Source organism: Streptococcus mitis, assembly GCF_946188695.1.
Classification (GTDB): Bacteria; Bacillota; Bacilli; order Lactobacillales; family Streptococcaceae; genus Streptococcus; species Streptococcus mitis_DF.
The window spans coordinates 1-18,192 of sequence record NZ_CAMHWI010000025.1 but is presented as its reverse complement, the minus strand read 5'-3'; the positions used below and the strand labels follow the sequence as shown (position 1 = coordinate 18,192).

Here is an 18,192-nt window from a genome sequence, read left to right as displayed (position 1 = left end):
AATTCTAGCATAATTCGTCGTCTGAGACTAACTTCCAGTTTTGGGAGAGAGATGGAAGTTACTTTGAGAAGTTACGCTGGCAAACTTTTCCCTTGACTAGGTGCAGATTTGGGATGAGATTAGAATTCTTTTAGAAAAAATGATATGATAGAATTTATGGATAAAAATAAGATTATGGGATTAACCCAAAGAGAAGTCGAGGAAAGACAGGCTAAGGGCTTGGTCAATGATTTTACTGCTTCGGCCAGTACCAGCACTTGGCAAATCGTTAAACGAAATGTCTTTACTCTTTTTAATGCTTTAAACTTTGCCATTGCTTTGGCACTAGCCTTTGTGCAGGCTTGGAGCAATCTGGTCTTCTTTGCCGTTATCTGCTTTAACGCTTTTTCTGGTATTGTGACTGAGCTACGGGCCAAACACATGGTGGACAAGCTCAATCTCATGACCAAGGAAAAGGTCAAAACCATTCGTGATGGACAGGAAGTGGCTCTGAATCCGGAAGAATTGGTGCTAGGAGATGTCATTCGTTTGTCTGCAGGAGAGCAGATTCCCAGTGATGCCTTGGTTCTGGAAGGATTTGCGGAAGTCAATGAAGCCATGTTGACGGGGGAAAGTGATTTGGTGCAAAAGGAAGTTGATACCTTGCTTTTGTCTGGCAGTTTCTTAGCCAGTGGGTCAGTTTTGGCTCAAGTCCACCATGTCGGTGCTGACAACTATGCTGCTAAGCTCATGATGGAAGCCAAGACAGTTAAACCAATCAACTCCCGTATCATGAAATCGCTGGACAAGCTAGCTGGTTTTACTGGGAAAATTATCATTCCCTTTGGTTTAGCTCTCTTGCTAGAAGCCTTGCTTTTAAAAGGTCTACCTCTCAAGTCATCCGTTGTAAATTCGTCGACAGCCCTTTTGGGAATGTTGCCTAAGGGAATTGCCCTTTTGACCATTACTTCACTCTTGACTGCGGTGATTAAGCTAGGCTTGAAAAAGGTCTTGGTCCAGGAGATGTACTCTGTTGAGACCTTGGCGCGCGTGGATATGCTCTGTTTGGACAAGACGGGCACCATCACCCAAGGAAAGATGCAGGTGGAGGCGGTTCTTCCGCTAACTCAAGCTTATGGTGATGAGGCTATTGCCAGTATCCTGACAAGCTATATGGCCCATAGTGAGGATAAGAATCCAACAGCTCAAGCTATTCGCCAGCGTTTCCAAGGTCAGGTAGCCTACCCTATGCTTTCGAATCTTCCTTTCTCAAGCGACCGCAAGTGGGGAGCCATGGAATTGGAAGGTCTGGGGACAGTTTTCTTAGGGGCACCTGAGATGTTGCTGGATTCTGAGGTCCCAGAAGCCAGAGAGGCCTTGGAGAGAGGGTCGCGTGTCTTGGTCTTAGCCCTCAGTCGGGAAAAATTAGACCATCACAAACCACAGAAACCTTCTGATATTGAGGCCCTGGCCTTGCTGGAAATCTTGGACCCAATTCGAGAAGGAGCAGCTGAGACGCTGGACTATCTCCGTTCTCAGGAAGTGGGGCTCAAGATTATCTCTGGTGACAATCCAGTTACGGTATCCAGCATTGCCCAGAAGGCTGGTTTTGCGGACTACCACAGCTATGTAGATTGCTCGAAAATCACGGATGAGGAATTGGTTGCTATGGCGGAGGAAACAGCCATTTTCGGACGTGTTTCCCCTCATCAAAAGAAACTCATCATCCAAACGCTGAAAAAAGCGGGTCATATAACGGCTATGACAGGGGACGGAGTCAATGATATCCTGGCTCTTCGTGAGGCGGATTGTTCTATTGTGATGGCTGAGGGAGATCCTGCGACTCGTCAGATTGCCAATTTGGTTCTCTTGAACTCTGACTTTAATGATGTTCCTGAGATTCTTTTTGAAGGTCGTCGTGTGGTCAATAACATTGCCCACATTGCACCAATTTTCTTGATAAAGACCATCTATTCTTTCTTGCTCGCGGTGATTTGTATTGCCAGTGCTCTTCTAGGGCGGTCAGAGTGGATTTTGATTTTCCCCTTCATTCCGATCCAAATTACCATGATTGACCAGTTCGTGGAAGGTTTCCCACCATTCGTTCTGACTTTTGAGCGAAATATCAAGCCTGTCGAGCCAAACTTCCTCAGAAAATCCATGCTTCGTGCCCTACCAAGTGCCCTCATGGTCGTCTTTAGCGTTCTCTTTGTGAAAATCTTTGGAACGAGTCAAAGTTGGTCTGAGTTAGAAATCTCAACCCTCCTCTATTATCTCTTGGGGTCAATTGGTTTCTTATCTGTATTTAGAGCCTGCATGCCATTTACCCTTTGGCGTGTCCTCTTGATTGTTTGGTCAGTAGGAGGCTTCCTAGCTACAGCTCTCTTCCCAAGAATTCAAAAACTGCTTGAAATTTCGACCTTGACAGGACAAACACTGCCTGTCTATGGGGTCATGATGTTGGTCTTTACCGTGATTTTCATCCTGACTAGTCGCTATCAAGCCAGAAAATAAAAAAAGACTGCAATCTGTGTATTGCGGTCTTTTTAGGTACAAGATTGCCAGCTGAAATATGGTATAATAAGAGGTAATAGAGTTTGGAAAGTGAGAGAAGATGATTTCAAAGAGATTAGAATTAGTGGCTTCCTTTGTTCCCCAAGGGGCCATTTTACTAGATGTGGGGAGTGACCATGCTTATCTGCCAATCGAGTTAGTCGAGAGAGGCCAAATCAAAAGCGCCATTGCAGGCGAGGTTGTGGAAGGTCCCTATCAGTCTGCGATCAAAAATGTTGAGGCTCACGGCCTAAAGGAGAAAATCCAGGTTCGTTTAGCCAATGGCTTGGCAGCCTTTGAAGAGGCAGACCAAGTGTCGGTCATTACCATTGCTGGTATGGGTGGTCGTTTGATTGCTAGGATCTTAGAAGAAGGCTTGGACAAGCTAGCTAATGTAGAGCGTTTGATCCTCCAGCCTAATAATCGTGAAGACGACTTGCGCATTTGGTTGCAAGACAATGGTTTTAAGATTGTAGCAGAAAGCATTTTAGAAGAAGCTGGTAAATTTTATGAAATTCTAGTTGTGGAAGCAGGACAAATGAAGTTATCAGCCAGTGATGTCCGCTTTGGCCCCTTCTTGTCCAAAGAATTTAGCTCAGTCTTTGTTCAAAAATGGCAAAAAGAAGCTGATAAGTTAGAGTTTGCCCTCGGACAAATTCCAGAAAAAAATCTGGAAGAACGTCAAGTTCTAATAGATAAAATTCAAGCCATCAAGGAGGTTCTCCATGCTAGCAAGTGAAGTAATTAACGTATATGAAGCCTTTTGCCCTCAGGAATTTTCCATGGAGGGAGACAGTCGTGGCCTGCAAATTGGCACTTTGGATAAGGATATCCAAAGGGTCATGGTGGCTCTGGATATTCGTGAAGAAACGGTGGCTGAAGCCATTGAAAAGGGTGTAGACTTGATTATTGTCAAGCACGCGCCGATTTTCCGTCCGATCAAGGATTTGGTAGCTAGCCGTCCACAAAATCAGATTTACATTGATCTGATAAAGCATGATATCGCAGTTTATGTCAGCCATACCAATATTGACATCGTTGAAAATGGCCTCAATGACTGGTTCTGTCAGATGCTAGGCATCGAGGAGACGACTTATCTACAGGAGACAGGTCCTGAACGTGGAATTGGACGTATTGGAAATGTTCAGCCTCAGACATTTGGGGAATTGGCCCAGCATGTCAAGCAAGTCTTTGGCTTAGATAGCCTGCGATTGGTGCATTATCAAGAGAGTGATTTGCAGAAGCCTATTTCAAGAGTGGCCATCTGTGGTGGAAGTGGGCAGTCATTCTATAAGGACGCTTTGGCAAAAGGGGCAGATGTTTATATCACTGGTGATATTTATTACCATACTGCCCAGGATATGCTGTCTGATGGTTTGTTGGCATTGGATCCAGGCCACTATATCGAAGTGCTTTTTGTGGAAAAAATCGCAGCACTCCTTACTCAATGGAAGGCAGAGAAGGGCTGGTCTATTGATATTTTGCCTAGTCAAGCATCGACCAATCCTTTCCACCATATCTAGTTAGAAGGTGAAGACAATGAAAAAAGTTGCCATTATTGGAGCAGGAATTGTGGGGGCAACAGCTGCCTACTACCTCTCGAAAGAAAGTGATCTAGAAGTAACTGTCTTTGACCATGGACAAGGTCAGGCTACCAAGGCCGCAGCAGGAATTATCAGTCCGTGGTTGTCCAAACGCCGTAATAAAGCCTGGTACAAGATGGCGCGCTTGGGAGCTGACTTTTATGTGGATTTATTAGCTGATTTAGAGAAGTCAGGGCAAGAAATTGACTTTTACCAGCGTTCGGGAGTCTTTCTCCTGAAAAAGGATGAAACTAAGTTGGAAGAACTCTATGAACTAGCCCTCCAGCGCAGAGAAGAATCTCCCTTGATAGGGCAATTAGCCATTCTGGACCCAGCATCAGCTAATGAATTATTCCCTGGCTTGCAGGGATTTGATCACTTGCTCTATGCTTCTGGTGGAGCGAGAGTAGATGGTCAACTCTTAGTGACTCGTTTGCTGGAAGCCAGCCATGTCAAGCTGGTCAAAGAAAAAGTGACTCTGACACCTTTAGCATCAGGCTACCAGATTGGCGAAGAGGTGTTTGATCAGGTTATTTTGGCGACGGGAGCTTGGTTGGGACACCTGTTAGAGCCTTTAGGTTATGAAGTAGATGTTCGTCCCCAAAAGGGGCAACTCCGAGATTATCAGCTTGCCCAAGACATGGAAGCTTACCCTGTTGTTATGCCCGAAGGGGAGTGGGATTTGATTCCTTTTGCAGGTGGGAAATTGTCCTTAGGCGCTACTCATGAAAATGACATGGGATTTGATTTGACGGTAGATGAAACCTTACTCCAACAAATGGAGGAAGCAGCCTTGCCCCATTATCCAGTTTTATCTAAAGCGACTTCAAGGACTGAGCGTGTGGGAATCCGTGCCTATACCAGTGATTTCTCACCTTTCTTTGGGCAAGTACCTGGCTTAGCAGGTGTCTATGCTGCTAGTGGACTAGGTTCATCAGGCCTCACAACGGGTCCTATCATTGGTTACCACCTAGCCCAACTGGTTCAAGGTAAGGAATTGACCTTGGACCCAGCAAACTATCCAATTGAAAACTATGTCAAACGAGTAAAAAGCGAATAAGAATTTTACTGAAATTTTAGCTTAGCTTCTAGGATTGTAAATGACATTCCCTATCAAAAATGGTAAAATAAGAAAAAATCCGAGAATCGAGGAACAAAGATGCAAGAAAAGATTTTGGTAACAGGTGGAGCTGGTTTTATCGGAACCCACACAGTTATTGAGTTAATCCAAGCAGGTCATCAGGTTGTTGTGGTGGATAACCTTGTTAATAGTAACAGAAAAAGTTTAGAAGTTGTTGAAAGAATCACAGGAGTTGAAGTTCCTTTCTATGAGGCAGATATCCGTGACACAGATACCCTCAGAGATATTTTCAAGCAAGAAGAACCAACAGGGGTCATTCACTTTGCTGGTTTGAAGGCTGTTGGCGAATCAACACGTATCCCTCTTGCCTACTATGATAATAATATCGCTGGAACTGTTAGTCTTTTGAAGGTCATGGAAGAAAACAACTGTAAAAACATCATTTTCAGTTCTTCTGCGACAGTTTACGGGGATCCGCACACAGTACCCATCTTGGAAGATTTCCCACTTTCAGTGACCAACCCATATGGCCGCACCAAGCTTATGCTTGAGGAAATTTTGACAGATATCTACAAGGCAGACTCAGAATGGAATGTGGTCTTGCTTCGTTACTTCAACCCAATCGGAGCCCATGAAAGTGGAGACCTAGGAGAAAATCCAAACGGTATTCCAAACAACCTCTTGCCATATGTGACTCAAGTAGCCGTTGGAAAATTAGAGCAGGTGCAAGTGTTTGGAGACGATTACGATACGGAAGACGGAACTGGTGTTCGTGATTATATCCACGTTGTCGATTTGGCTAAAGGTCACGTCGCAGCTCTGACAAAAATCCAAAAAGGTTCAGGCCTAAACGTTTATAACCTTGGAACAGGTAAAGGCTACTCAGTTCTTGAAATTATCCAAAACATGGAAAAAGCAGTGGGACGTCCAATTCCTTACCGCATCGTAGACCGTCGCCCAGGGGATATCGCAGCCTGCTATTCAGATACTGCAAAAGCCAAAGCAGAACTCGGCTGGGAAGCAGAACTCGACATCACCCAAATGTGTGAAGATGCATGGCGTTGGCAAAGCAAGCATCCAAATGGATTTGAAGACTAAGATGGTGATGTCAATCATTGTTCCCTGTTTAAACGAAGAGGAAGTACTTCCTCTTTTTTATCAGGCTTTGGAAGCTTTACTTCCAGATTTGGAAACAGAAATCGAGTATGTCTTTGTCGATGATGGATCGAGCGATGGGACCTTGGAACTCTTAAAGGTCTATCGAGAACAAAATCCGGCAGTGCATTATATTTCTTTCTCACGAAATTTTGGCAAAGAAGCAGCTCTGTATGCAGGCTTGCAGCATGCGACTGGAGACCTAGTGGTGGTGATGGATGCAGACCTCCAAGATCCTCCTAGTATGTTGCTTGAAATGAAAGCCTTACTAGACCAGAATGCAGATTTGAACTGTGTAGGAACACGAAGAACCAGTCGAGAGGGAGAACCCTTCTTTCGCAGTTTCTGTGCTGATCTCTTTTACCGCCTCATGCAAAAAATCAGTCCAGTAGCCCTGCCGTCTGGTGTTCGTGATTTTCGCATGATGAGAAGGTCTGTAGTCGATGCCATTTTAAGTTTGACTGAGTCCAATCGTTTTTCTAAGGGACTCTTCGCATGGGTTGGTTTTAAAACCTACTATCTGGACTATCCAAATGTCGAAAGGAAGGCTGGTAAGACCAGTTGGAGTTTTAGGCAACTTTTTTTCTACTCCATTGAAGGGATTGTTAATTTTTCAGATTTTCCCTTGATTATCGCCTTTGCGGCTGGCCTCCTATCTTGTTTCATTTCTCTGCTAATGACCTTTTTTGTTGTGGTTAGGACTCTCATTTTGGGCAATCCGACATCAGGTTGGACCTCTCTGATGGCTGTTATTCTCTTTCTTGGGGGAATCCAACTCTTGACCATTGGGATTCTCGGCAAGTATATCAGTAAGATTTATCTAGAGACTAAAAAAAGACCACTTTATCTTATCAAAGAAAAAAGCGACCTTCCTGATTTTACAGAAAAAAATAAAGTGAAAAGACTATAATTTTACATGGAAATGTGCTAAACTAGAGGGAGTGGATTATCGCCATTGATTTAGGCTTCCTGGTTTCCAATCAGGGCGCGAGTTGGGCAATTTTTAACAGCCTCTAAGACATCCTGACTAGGAGAAATTTCTTTTTCCAGTTGGTCAGGGTCATCGTAAAAACGCACGATTCCATTATCGTGGTAATCAAATAATTCAGAATAGGTTTGGCAAAGCCCACAGGCAATGCAACGTTCAGGTATAAGTGTGATTTTCATATTTATATTGTAATAAGAAAAGTAAAAAAAAACAAGGAGTAAGGTATGGCAAAAGAACCGTGGCAAGAAGATATTTATGAAAATCAAGAAGAAACAAGATCAGGCCGTCGTTCGCGATCACAGGGTGGTGGAGTTATAGCGAATCGTATCTTGACTATTTTAGCTAGTATTTTCTTTGTGATTGTAGTTGTAATGATTATTGTTCTGATCTATCTTTCATCAGGTGGGAGTAATCGCACGGCAGCCTTGAAAGATTTTCATGATTCAGATGCAAATGTAGTACAGATTTCATCTTCTAGTAGTTCCCAGCCTGAACAGAGTTCAGAATCTTCTTCTGAACACTCGGAGGAAGCTACTGATCCAGAAGGGACGACAAAAGTCTTGGCTGGAGAAGGAGAAGCAGCTATTGCAGCTCGCGCTGGGATTTCGATTGCGCAGTTAGAGGCCTTGAATCCTGGGCACATGGCTACAGGGTCTTGGTTTGCTAATCCAGGTGATGTTGTTAAAATCAAATAGGAGTTGATATGAAAACCATTCAAATTGCTATTGACGGCCCTGCTTCAAGTGGTAAGAGTACAGTCGCAAAGATTATTGCCAAGGATTTTGGATACACCTACCTTGATACAGGTGCTATGTATCGTGCAGCGACCTACATGGCTCTCAAGAACCAATTAGGAGTTGAAGAAGTCGAAACCCTTCTAGCCTTATTGGACCAGCATCCAATCAGTTTTGGACGCTCAGAAACTGGAGAACAGCTTGTCTTTGTAGGAGATGTGGATATTACCCATCCTATTCGTGAAAATGAAGTGACCAATCATGTTTCTGCAATTGCGGCAATTCCTGAGGTTCGTGAGAAACTAGTTTCTCTCCAACAAGAGATTGCCCAGCAAGGTGGGATTGTCATGGATGGTCGCGATATTGGGACTGTTGTATTGCCACAAGCAGAATTAAAAATTTTCCTAGTAGCTTCTGTTGATGAGAGAGCAGAGCGCCGTTACAAGGAAAATATTGCCAAGGGAATTGAAACAGACCTTGAAACTCTAAAAGAGGAAATTGCTGCGCGTGACTACAAGGATAGTCATCGTGAGACTTCACCTCTCAAACAAGCAGAGGATGCTGTCTACCTTGATACAACTGGTTTGAACATTCAAGAAGTAGTTGAAAAAATCAAATCAGAAGCTGAAAAAAGAATGTAAATGTAGAAAAGCCGATAGATTGATATCGGTTTTTTCTAAATTTGTCAAAATGCTGATTTTAAGGTATAATAGTTGCTGTTCGAGAAATTTTGATTTTCAAAGAATAGTGAATGATTATAAGGAGAAACCATGAACAACCTACCAAATTGCCCAAAATGTAACTCAGAGTATGTCTACGAAGACGGTGCCCTACTGGTTTGCCCAGAGTGTGCTCATGAGTGGAATCCTGCTGAAGTTGCAGATATAGAAGAGGGCATTGTCGCTATCGATGCCAACGGGAATAAATTGGCTGACGGTGATACTGTAACCCTCATCAAGGATTTGAAAGTAAAAGGTGCGCCAAAAGATTTGAAACAAGGGACGCGCGTGAAAAATATCCGCATCGTAGAAGGCGACCACAATATCGACTGTAAGATTGATGGCTTCGGTGCCATGAAACTCAAATCAGAGTTTGTGAAGAAAATTTAAACATGTCAAAACACTGTAAACTTGTATTTTATAGCCGTATCTTCTTGTTTCTAGCGGCTTTTACGGGAGTTTATCTTGAAATCGCCAAGCATGGTGGATTTGGGATGTTGCTCTATTATACGGTTCTGTCCAACCTCTTAGTAGCGATTTTTACGCTCTATCTCCTAAAGGTTATGAGCCGTTTAGGTGAAAACTGGCAAAGGCCAAGTCTCTTGCGCTTAAAAGGTGGGGTCACCATGAGTATCATGATTACCTGTGTGATTTACCATTTCCTCTTAGCGCCCATTGCGACTAATTTCTATACTCTGGAAAATTTCCTTTGTCACTATATCGTTCCCCTCTGGTTTTTAGCGGATACCCTCTTTTTTGACAAACAGGGTCAATACAAAATCTGGGATCCAGTTGTGTGGACGATTTTACCCTTGCTGTATATGATTTTTGCTCTTTTTAATGGCTTGGTATTGAAACTTGATGTTCCTAATTCTAAGGTCAGTCCCTTCCCTTACTTCTTTTTGAATGTGAACAAGGGTTGGGATGTCGTGTTCAAGTGGTGTCTGATTATCTTTGTTGCCTATATGGTGGCAGGATTTATCTTCTACTTTATTAAGCAAATCAAGAGAAAGTCATCCTAAGATACAAGGGATTCATTTTCTAGTTTAAGAAGGAGTCTACAATCCAATGAGACTTCTTCTTTTCTTGCTTGTTTGATAACTATCAAAAGAGACAGAAGATTAAGAGAAAATATAGAAAGAGATTTCATGAAACAATTTTTAGAACGGGCCAGTATTTTGGCTCTCTCCCTCGTTTTGATTACATCCTTTTCCATCTCGAGTGCCCTGCCAGCCATGTTTGACTATTATCAAGGTTATCCTAAGGAACAAATTGAGCTCTTGGCGAGCTTGCCTTCCTTTGGAATCATGATTATGTTACTATTAAATGGTTTCTTAGAAAAAATATTTTCTGAGCGATTACAGATTAGTTTGGGATTGCTGATTTTATCACTGAGTGGAACAGCACCCTTTTGGTATCAAGCCTATCCCTTTGTCTTTGGAACACGGATTCTTTTTGGTTTGGGTGTTGGGATGATTAATGCCAAGGCCATTTCCATTATCAGTGAACACTATCAAGGAAAAACGCGAATTCAGATGTTAGGACTACGCGGTTCTGCAGAGGTCGTTGGGGCTTCTCTCATTACCTTGGCAGTCGGCCAATTGTTGGCCTTCGGTTGGACAGCTACCTTCCTAGCCTATAGTGCTGGATTTTTGGTACTGACCCTTTATCTGCTCTTTGTACCTTATGGAAAAGAAAAGAAAGAAGTCAAGAAAAAAGCGAAGGAAGCAAGTCGCTTAACTCGAGAAATGAAAGGCTTGATTTTTATCTTAGCTATTGAAGCGGCGGTTGTAGTTTGTACCAATACGGCTATTACTATTCGTATTCCAAGCTTGATGGTGGAAAGAGGACTGGGAGATGCCCAGTTATCTAGTTTTGTTCTTAGTGTCATGCAGTTGATCGGGATTGTGGCTGGTGTTAGTTTTTCTTTCCTGATTTCAATATTTAAAGAGAAACTGCTCCTCTGGTCTGGTATTACCTTCGGCTTGGGGCAAATCGTGATTGCCCTGTCTCCATCCTTGTGGGTGGTAGTGGCAGGAAGTATTCTGGCTGGTTTTGCCTACAGTGTAGCCTTGACGACGGTCTTTCAACTTGTCTCTGAACGAATTCCAGCTAAACTCCTCAATCAAGCAACTTCATTTGCAGTTTTAGGCTGTAGTTTCGGAGCCTTTACGACCCCATTTGTTCTAGGTGCAATTGGTTTACTAACTCACAATGGGATGTTGGTCTTTGCCATTTTAGGCTCATGGTTGATTGTAACCTCTATCTTTGTCATGTACCTACTTCAAAAGAGAGCTTAGGATTGATTCCTAAGTTTTTCTTTTTGAATTTGTACCCAGACAGTTGTAAATTTTCTAGCTTGTTACGAGATTATTTTCTTGATAAAATAGAAGTTATGACAAGATATAAAGCAACTATTTCCTATGATGGTTACGCTTTTGCTGGCTTTCAGCGCCAGCCCTATGTGCGTAGCGTTCAGGAAGAAATTGAAAAAACCTTGACCAGGTTAAATAAGGGGCAATCTATTACTGTTCACGGTGCTGGTAGGACAGATAGTGGGGTTCATGCCCTGGGACAGGTTATTCATTTTGACCTGCCTTATCAAATGGATGAGGAGAAGCTCCGTTTTGCTCTAGACACTCAGTCCCCTGAAGATATTGATGTGATTTCGATTGAGCTTGTGGCGGATGATTTTCATTGCCGTTATGCTAAGCACAGTAAGACCTATGAGTTTATCGTGGATAGGGGCCGTCCCAAGAATCCTATGCGCCGTCACTATGCCACTCACTTTCCCTATCCACTCGATGTGGAACGCATGCAGATGGCAATCAAAAAGTTAGAGGGAACCCATGATTTTACCGGTTTTACAGCCTCTGGGACTAGTGTAGAGGATAAGGTTCGCACCATCACAGAAGCTAGTTTAGCAGTTGATGAGACAGGTCAGTTTTTGACCTTTACCTTTTCAGGAAATGGTTTCTTGTATAAGCAGATTCGTAATATGGTGGGGACACTGCTCAAAATCGGAAATAATCGTATGCCAGTGGAGCAGATTGACCTGATCTTGGAGAAAAAGGACAGGCAACTTGCAGGTCCCACTGCAGCACCAAATGGTTTGTATTTAAAGGAGATTCGTTATGAAGAATAATCGTATTTTAGCACTTTCAGGAAATGATATTTTTAGTGGTGGTGGATTGTCCGCTGATTTGGCTACTTATACCTTGAACGGCTTGCATGGCTTTGTAGCAGTGACTTGCTTGACAGCCTTGACAGAAAAAGGATTTGAAGTCTTTCCAACTGACGATACCATTTTTCAACATGAATTAGATAGCTTGCGTGATGTGGAATTTGCAGGTATTAAGATTGGTCTTCTACCAACTGTCAGTGTAGCTGAGAAAGCTTTGGACTTTATCAAGCAACGCCCAGGAGTGCCTGTGGTTCTGGATCCTGTCTTGGTCTGCAAGGAAACGCACGACGTAGCAGTTAGTGAACTCTGCCAAGAGTTGATTCGCTTTTTCCCTCATGTCAGTGTGATTACGCCTAATCTTCCTGAAGCAGAATTATTGGCTGGTCAGGAAATTAAAAGCTTGGAAGATATGAAAACTGCAGCACAGAAATTGCATGACTTAGGAGCGCCAGCAGTCATTATCAAGGGAGGCAATCGCCTTAGTCAGGACAAGGCTGTAGATGTCTTTTATGACGGACAAAAATTTACAGTCCTAGAAAATCCTGTCATCCAAGGGCAAAATGCTGGTGCAGGTTGTACCTTTGCCTCTAGCATTGCCAGTCACCTAGTCAAAGGTGATGAACTTTTACCAGCAGTAGAAAGCTCTAAGGCTTTCGTTTATCGTGCCATTGCACAAGCAGATCAGTATGGAGTAAGACAATATGCAGCAAACCAAAACAACTAAAATCGCCCTTGTATCCCTATTAACCGCCCTCTCTGTGGTTCTAGGTTATTTCTTAAAAATTCCAACACCGACAGGCATTCTAACTCTCTTAGATGCGGGTGTCTTCTTCGCGGCCTTTTACTTTGGTAGTCGTGAAGGGGCTGTAGTAGGAGGACTAGCAGGTTTCTTGATTGACCTCTTATCAGGCTATCCTCAGTGGATGTTCTTTAGCTTGGTCAACCATGGCTTGCAGGGATTTTTCGCAGGATTTAAAGGAAAAACTCAGTGGTTAGGCCTTATCTTAGCAACGATTGCCATGGTAGGGGGCTACGCCTTGGGTTCTACATTGATGAATGGCTGGGCTGCAGCCCTACCAGAAATTCTACCAAACTTCATGCAAAATATTGTTGGGATGATTGTAGGATTTATTCTTAGTCAAAGTATCAAGAAGATTAAGTAAAGAGGCTGAGTCAAAAGTCTTAAAAATTAGAAAAACGCATAGTATCAGGTGTTGAACCTTGATATTATGCGTTTTATTGTGGGAAGATTTTCGAAGAATATTAATCAAAATAAAGCAAGTCTTTGCTGGTGCTTGTAAAGAGGTCAAAGCCATCCTTGGTAACAACACCACAGTCTTCGATACGAACACCGACTTTACCAGGAATATAGATACCTGGTTCAACAGAGAAGCACATGCCTTCTTCGATGACCATGTCGTTTCCTTCCATGATAGATGGGAATTCGTGGACATCCATACCGATACCGTGACCAAGACGGTGGTTGAAGTACTCGCCGTAACCAGCTTTTTCGATGACCTCACGGGCAGCGCGGTCCACTTCATGGGCAGTCACACCTGGTTTGATAAAGTCAAGAGCAGCTTGTTGAGCTTCAAGAGTCAAGTTGTAAATGTCTTTCTTGAATTGGTCAGGTTTGCCGACAGCGACTGTACGAGTCATATCTGACGCATAGCCGTTGACGAGAACCCCTAGGTCAAAGAGGAGAAGGGCGTTATTTTCGACCTTATTAGCTGCTGGAATACCGTGCGGATTTGCAGCATTATCACCAGTCAAGACCATGGTATCAAAGCTCATTTCATAACCTTCACGTTTCATAGCAAAGTCAATTTGAGCGATAATATCTGTCTCTGTCTTATCAAGAGAAATATTATCAAAACCAACCTTAACAGCCTTGTCCGCATAGAGACCTGCAACCATCATTTTTTGCACTTCGTCAGCTGATTTGATGAGTCGCATGCGTTGGATACGAGGAGTGAGGTTGTCAAACTCAGCAGTTTCAAAAACGGTTTTTAAACCATGGTATTTGGTCAAGATGAGATTGTCAAACTCAACAGCGACACGTTTGAAGTCAAGTTGTGGAAGAGCATGTTTCATTTTTTGCCATGGATTTTCAGAGTCCACATAGCCCACAACTGGGAAGGAAACAGTGCTAGTAGCACGCTCAACCTCAAGGGCTGGGACAAAGAGGAGCGGTTCCTGATCCGCTAGGATAAAAAGGAACATTTGGCGTTCATGGGGATCACTGTAAAAGCCAGTGAGGTAATTGATTGTGACGGGGTCAGATACGACAGCGACGTCTAGTTTTTCTGATTCAAGATATGTTACGATTTGTTGTAATTTAGACATATGCTACCTTCTTTCTACTCCTCTATTTTGGCAAAAAATGAGAGAAAATGCAAGGGAGAAGGGTAAAAGAAAAGACAAAAAGAACTCCGACAAGATAACGGAGTTCTTTGATATAGTTTCACTTTGTTTAAGAAAACTCAGCCTTGCTTTTGACGTCGCTGTATTCCTCAGCGATTTCTTGGCTGAGAATGTCCTCATAGGCAGGGAGTTGAATGTCCTGACCATATTTCTTCTTGAGGGCGGTAGTGACTAGGCGATAAGCCAGATTGGCATTACGAGAGAGGATAGGTCCGTGGAAGTAGGAACCAAAGACATTCTTATAATGAACTCCTTCGCCGACCTTTTCTTCGTTATTTCCATTTCCATAGACAACCTGTCCCAGTGGTTTTTGGTCATTAGAGAGGAAGGTACGGCCTTGGTGATTTTCAAAGCCATAGTAGGTTTCATTGAAATCTTCATTGTGAATCTTGATGTCACCGATAAAACGGTTATTGGTCTGGTTGAGGGTGTAGTGGCCCATGACACCGAGCCCTTCGATACGTCTCCCTGAAGCTTCAATATAATATTGACCCAATAGTTGGAAACCACCGCAGATAGCCAGAACCACACCGTCATTTTGGATGTAGTTGTCAATGCTCTCTTTTTTGGCAGGTAGGTCGTCTGCAATAATACTTTGTTCAAAGTCTTGACCGCCACCGAAAAAGGCGATGTCGTAGTGATTTTCATCAAAATCATCATGAAGTGAAACGATGTCAACCGTCACATGGGCTCCCAGTTTTTCAGCCACATACTTGAGCATGAGGATATTTCCATTGTCCCCGTAAGTATTCATGAGGTTTCCGTAGAGGTGGGCAATGTTGATCTGATAGGGGTAATTGCCAGCTTTTGAGGAAAGTGAAGTATAAACCATTAGTTCATCTCCTTTCTAACAATCTGACGACTAGCCAGCAGTTCTCGGAATTCAAGCATAGCAGTATAGGTAGCCAGAATATAAGCATGCTTGCAGTCTTGGTTCTCAATGGTCATAAGAACTTGTTCCAGACTACTTGTTTCAGTGATTTTATCAGCTGGATAGCCTGTCACTCGGAGACGACGTGCAATTTCAGAATGGCGAACACCGCCAGCGTTGATTTCGGGGATGTCCATGTCAGTAATTTGTTCAAAATCAGCATCCCAGATCCAGCTGGTATCAATTCCGTCTGCATAGTTAGCGTTAAGGAGGACAGATAGGCTAAATGGATAAGGTGCTAGTTTAATCATTTCGATAGCTTGGGTCGCACCGACTGGATTTTTAATCAAGACGAGGGTACATTCCTTGTTACCGATATGGAAGGTTTCTTGGCGTCCAAAGACAGCACGGCTCTTATCAAATCCCTGTTTGATGAGTTGTGAATCTGCACCAAGGAAACGGGCGATGGCAACCGCTGCTAGGGCGTTGTAGATATTGTAGAGCCCACCGATTTGAATACCGTACTCTTGGCCGTCTATGACAAAGCGAGAGCGATTGTTGGTCAACTCAACTAGTTCTGTCAAGCGATAGTTGAGATCAGGACGTTTACATCCACAGCCTTCACAGATATAGGCACCCAAGTTTGCATAGGTATTGTGCTCGTATTTGAGGATGCCTTGGCAGTCAGGACAGAGAATCCCTTCTGTATTATAGTGAGCTAGTTGGGCTGGCCCTTTCTCCAAGTCAAAACCAAAATACTTTACAGGATTTGGAATAGCTGGCTTGTAGAAAAGTGGACTGTCTCCATTAAGGAGAACAGTGGCAGTAGGCACCTTACGAATAGCGTCCAAAATCATCTTGTAAGTTGTGTAAATCTCACCATAGCGGTCCATTTGGTCACGGAAAATGTTAGTAATGACAAAAAGGCTAGGATGGATATAGTCACAGATACGAGAAAGACTGGCTTCGTCAATTTCGAGGACGGCAATATTTTTCCCAGTTTTAGAAGATTTGGCTGTTAAGAAGGTTGTCGCAATCCCTGTAATCATGTTGGCACCGCTTGGGTTGGTCAGAACTTGACCATAAACCTCTTTTAAAATGCCGACAGTGAGGGCAGTTGTCAAGGTTTTTCCGTTGGTTCCAGTGACCACGACAATCTCGTAGTTCTTAGCTAGGTTTTGTAAAATATCTTTATCAAATTGAAGGGCGACTTTTCCTGGGAGCGTACTTCCTCGGCCAAGACGGCTTAAAACGAAGTGGGAAGAACGCCCAGCAAGAAGGCCCAAAGTAGTTTTTAAGTTCATGTTTCTATTATATCATAAAAGAGGGAAAAGACAGATTTGAGATTTCGCAGAAGTAAAAACAGCCCACAGAGGGCTGTCAGTTAAGATGAGATTTCAACTTAAATCGCAAACAAGTCATTCAAATTCTCAGCCAAGGTTGGGTGAGTGAAGATTTGTTTTGTGAAGTAAGTGTAAGGAATCTTATTGTCCATAGCAACAGTGATGATGTTGATGATTTCTTGAGAACCTTCTGAGAAGATGCTTGCTCCAAGAATTTCTTTTGTTTCAGTATTAACCACAGCTTTGAAGGCTCCACGAAGGTCTCCGTTTACGTGACCACGAGGCATAGCTGCAACAGGGATTTCTTTCACTGCGTATGGAAGTTTCAAATCAGCCGCTTGGCTTTCAGTCAAACCAACTTGTGAAAGTGCAGGTGTGATGAACATAGTATTTGGTACATTGAGACGGTCTTCAAGTGTGTAGCTGCCATCTCCAGCAAGGTAGCTGTAAACAACACGGAAGTCATCAAGTGAAATGTAAGTAAATTGAAGTCCACCGTTGACATCTCCAACTGCAAAGACACCAGGAACGTTTGTTTGACAATGTTTGTCTACTTTAATAGCACCACGTTCAGTTAGTTCAATATCTGTATTTTCAAGTTGAAGTGGTTCTACATTTGGTTTGCGTCCAGTTGCGTAAAGAAGGGCATCGAAACGGTAAGTTTCGTTTTCGGTTACGACAAGGACTTGGTCACCGTCATTTTTAATTTCAGTAGTACGGATATTTTGAAGCAATTCAATACCGTCTTCTTCCATGTATTGTTTAGCAAGAGCTGCGATGGAAGGTTCTGCACGAGGAAGGAAAGTATCCAAGGCATCTAAGACTGTAACCTTGCTTCCAAGTTTATTGTAAAGGCCAGCAAATTCAAGACCGATATTTCCGCCACCAAGGACACCAAGTTTTTCAGGTAATTTGTCCAAGTTTTGGATACCTGTTGAGTCAAAGACGTTTTTGCTTGTAGCAAGTCCAGGGATTGGCAAGACGTTTGAAACAGCACCAGTGTTGATGACGATTGTTTCAGCGGTCAGTTCTTTCTTTTCATCACCAGCTTGGATTTCGATGACTTTATTTGAAAGGAAGTGAGCTTCCGCATCAAAGATATCTACGCCTGTACCAGCAACAGTCGCATAGTTTTTACCGTTAAGGCGACCAGTGATAGTGTTTTTGGTAGCAATGACTTCTTCAAAAGATAAGTCTTTCTCAGCAGCAACTAACAAAGTTTTAGTTGGGATACAACCGATGTTGATACAAGTTCCACCGTACATAGCTTTGCTACGTTCAACGAGGGCAACTTTTTTGCCAGCTGAAGCCAATTTACCTGCTAGTGTTTTACCAGCTTTACCAAATCCGATAACGATTAAATCATAAGTTAACATTTAGAGTTCCTCCTATTCGAATTTCATTCTAGCACAAGAAAAAAACTTTTGCACAATTCTGCTACGCTTTAAAAAAGTTTATGAAATAGTGGAAAGTTTAACTTTATTTTCTCAGAAAAATCGTTTAGGTAACTTCTAAAACTAACTTCCAGTTTCCCCCAACCTAGCCTTCAGTATGAGAAAAACGCGTGAAATCAGTAGA

19 protein-coding genes are annotated in these 18,192 nt (G+C 42.9%); 14 read left to right on the top strand and 5 right to left on the bottom strand.

Annotated features, from left to right (window positions below; translation table 11 throughout):
- The first annotated feature begins 156 nt into the window (after positions 1 to 156).
- The 6 genes from N8L33_RS09340 to N8L33_RS09315 all read left to right on the top strand — a co-directional run bounded on the left by N8L33_RS09340 (position 157) and on the right by N8L33_RS09315 (position 7,261).
- Positions 157 to 2,493, top strand: coding sequence for a cation-translocating P-type ATPase (locus N8L33_RS09340; protein WP_261059691.1), 2,337 nt, complete (start codon positions 157 to 159; stop codon positions 2,491 to 2,493).
- 100 nt (positions 2,494 to 2,593) lie between these two features.
- Positions 2,594 to 3,271 (top strand): tRNA (adenine(22)-N(1))-methyltransferase, encoded by a 678-nt coding sequence (locus N8L33_RS09335; RefSeq protein ID WP_261059690.1) that lies wholly within the window; start codon positions 2,594 to 2,596, stop codon positions 3,269 to 3,271.
- Entirely contained in the window at positions 3,258 to 4,055 is a 798-nt protein-coding gene (locus tag N8L33_RS09330) for a Nif3-like dinuclear metal center hexameric protein (protein ID WP_261059689.1), read from the top strand. The genes N8L33_RS09335 and N8L33_RS09330 overlap by 14 nt, the downstream gene beginning before the upstream one ends.
- 16 nt (positions 4,056 to 4,071) lie before the next feature.
- Entirely contained in the window at positions 4,072 to 5,175 is a 1,104-nt protein-coding gene (locus tag N8L33_RS09325; RefSeq protein WP_000754642.1) for an NAD(P)/FAD-dependent oxidoreductase, read from the top strand.
- A 99-nt stretch (positions 5,176 to 5,274) separates the two neighbouring features.
- On the top strand, positions 5,275 to 6,294 hold the full coding sequence (gene galE / locus N8L33_RS09320) for a UDP-glucose 4-epimerase GalE (RefSeq protein ID WP_261059688.1): 1,020 nt from the start codon (positions 5,275 to 5,277) through the stop codon (positions 6,292 to 6,294).
- A 1-nt stretch (position 6,295) separates the two neighbouring features.
- Positions 6,296 to 7,261: a glycosyltransferase family 2 protein gene (locus tag N8L33_RS09315; RefSeq protein WP_031227988.1), complete on the top strand. Its 966-nt coding sequence runs from the start codon at positions 6,296 to 6,298 to the stop codon at positions 7,259 to 7,261.
- 50 nt (positions 7,262 to 7,311) lie between these two features.
- On the opposite strand, the gene N8L33_RS09310 is transcribed toward N8L33_RS09315, so the two are convergent.
- Positions 7,312 to 7,518, bottom strand: coding sequence for a ferredoxin (locus N8L33_RS09310; RefSeq protein WP_023945469.1), 207 nt, complete (start codon positions 7,516 to 7,518; stop codon positions 7,312 to 7,314).
- 45 nt (positions 7,519 to 7,563) lie between these two features.
- Here N8L33_RS09310 and N8L33_RS09305 point away from each other — a divergent pair, with 45 nt between their 5' ends.
- The 8 genes from N8L33_RS09305 (at position 7,564) to N8L33_RS09270 (ending at position 13,139) form a co-directional block, all read left to right on the top strand.
- Complete coding sequence (locus N8L33_RS09305) at positions 7,564 to 8,034, top strand: SAG1386/EF1546 family surface-associated protein (RefSeq protein WP_077804865.1); 471 nt, start codon at positions 7,564 to 7,566, stop codon at positions 8,032 to 8,034.
- Positions 8,035 to 8,042: 8 nt separating this feature from the next.
- The gene (gene cmk, locus N8L33_RS09300) at positions 8,043 to 8,714 is read left to right on the top strand and encodes a (d)CMP kinase (RefSeq protein WP_261059687.1); all 672 of its coding nucleotides are present in this window, start codon (positions 8,043 to 8,045) and stop codon (positions 8,712 to 8,714) included.
- A gap of 129 nt (positions 8,715 to 8,843) precedes the next feature.
- Positions 8,844 to 9,182, top strand: coding sequence for a zinc ribbon domain-containing protein YjdM (locus tag N8L33_RS09295; RefSeq protein ID WP_261059686.1), 339 nt, complete (start codon positions 8,844 to 8,846; stop codon positions 9,180 to 9,182).
- 2 nt (positions 9,183 to 9,184) lie between these two features.
- On the top strand, positions 9,185 to 9,814 hold the full coding sequence (locus N8L33_RS09290; RefSeq protein WP_261025057.1) for a Pr6Pr family membrane protein: 630 nt from the start codon (positions 9,185 to 9,187) through the stop codon (positions 9,812 to 9,814).
- A gap of 126 nt (positions 9,815 to 9,940) precedes the next feature.
- The gene (locus N8L33_RS09285; protein WP_261059685.1) at positions 9,941 to 11,092 is read left to right on the top strand and encodes an MFS transporter; all 1,152 of its coding nucleotides are present in this window, start codon (positions 9,941 to 9,943) and stop codon (positions 11,090 to 11,092) included.
- 95 nt (positions 11,093 to 11,187) lie between these two features.
- Positions 11,188 to 11,937, top strand: a complete 750-nt coding sequence (gene truA, locus N8L33_RS09280) for a tRNA pseudouridine(38-40) synthase TruA (protein ID WP_261059684.1) — start codon at positions 11,188 to 11,190, stop codon at positions 11,935 to 11,937.
- Positions 11,927 to 12,700: a bifunctional hydroxymethylpyrimidine kinase/phosphomethylpyrimidine kinase gene (locus tag N8L33_RS09275; protein WP_261059683.1), complete on the top strand. Its 774-nt coding sequence runs from the start codon at positions 11,927 to 11,929 to the stop codon at positions 12,698 to 12,700. The genes truA and N8L33_RS09275 overlap by 11 nt, the downstream gene beginning before the upstream one ends.
- Positions 12,678 to 13,139, top strand: coding sequence for an ECF transporter S component (locus N8L33_RS09270; protein ID WP_261059682.1), 462 nt, complete (start codon positions 12,678 to 12,680; stop codon positions 13,137 to 13,139). Before N8L33_RS09275 ends, N8L33_RS09270 begins: the two co-directional genes overlap by 23 nt.
- A 100-nt stretch (positions 13,140 to 13,239) precedes the next feature.
- Here the strand turns inward: N8L33_RS09270 and N8L33_RS09265 are convergent, their stop codons facing one another.
- The 4 genes from N8L33_RS09265 to N8L33_RS09250 all read right to left on the bottom strand — a co-directional run bounded on the left by N8L33_RS09265 (position 13,240) and on the right by N8L33_RS09250 (position 17,990).
- A complete protein-coding gene (locus N8L33_RS09265; RefSeq protein WP_060805423.1) occupies positions 13,240 to 14,322 on the bottom strand; it encodes a M24 family metallopeptidase in 1,083 nt (360 codons plus the stop codon).
- 127 nt (positions 14,323 to 14,449) lie between these two features.
- Complete coding sequence (gene gatD / locus N8L33_RS09260) at positions 14,450 to 15,232, bottom strand: lipid II isoglutaminyl synthase subunit GatD (protein WP_261038492.1); 783 nt, start codon at positions 15,230 to 15,232, stop codon at positions 14,450 to 14,452.
- The gene (murT, locus tag N8L33_RS09255; RefSeq protein ID WP_101782514.1) at positions 15,232 to 16,575 is read right to left on the bottom strand and encodes a lipid II isoglutaminyl synthase subunit MurT; all 1,344 of its coding nucleotides are present in this window, start codon (positions 16,573 to 16,575) and stop codon (positions 15,232 to 15,234) included. Before murT ends, gatD begins: the two co-directional genes overlap by 1 nt.
- 98 nt (positions 16,576 to 16,673) lie before the next feature.
- Positions 16,674 to 17,990 (bottom strand): FAD-containing oxidoreductase, encoded by a 1,317-nt coding sequence (locus tag N8L33_RS09250; RefSeq protein WP_033682109.1) that lies wholly within the window; start codon positions 17,988 to 17,990, stop codon positions 16,674 to 16,676.
- Positions 17,991 to 18,192 lie beyond the last annotated feature (202 nt).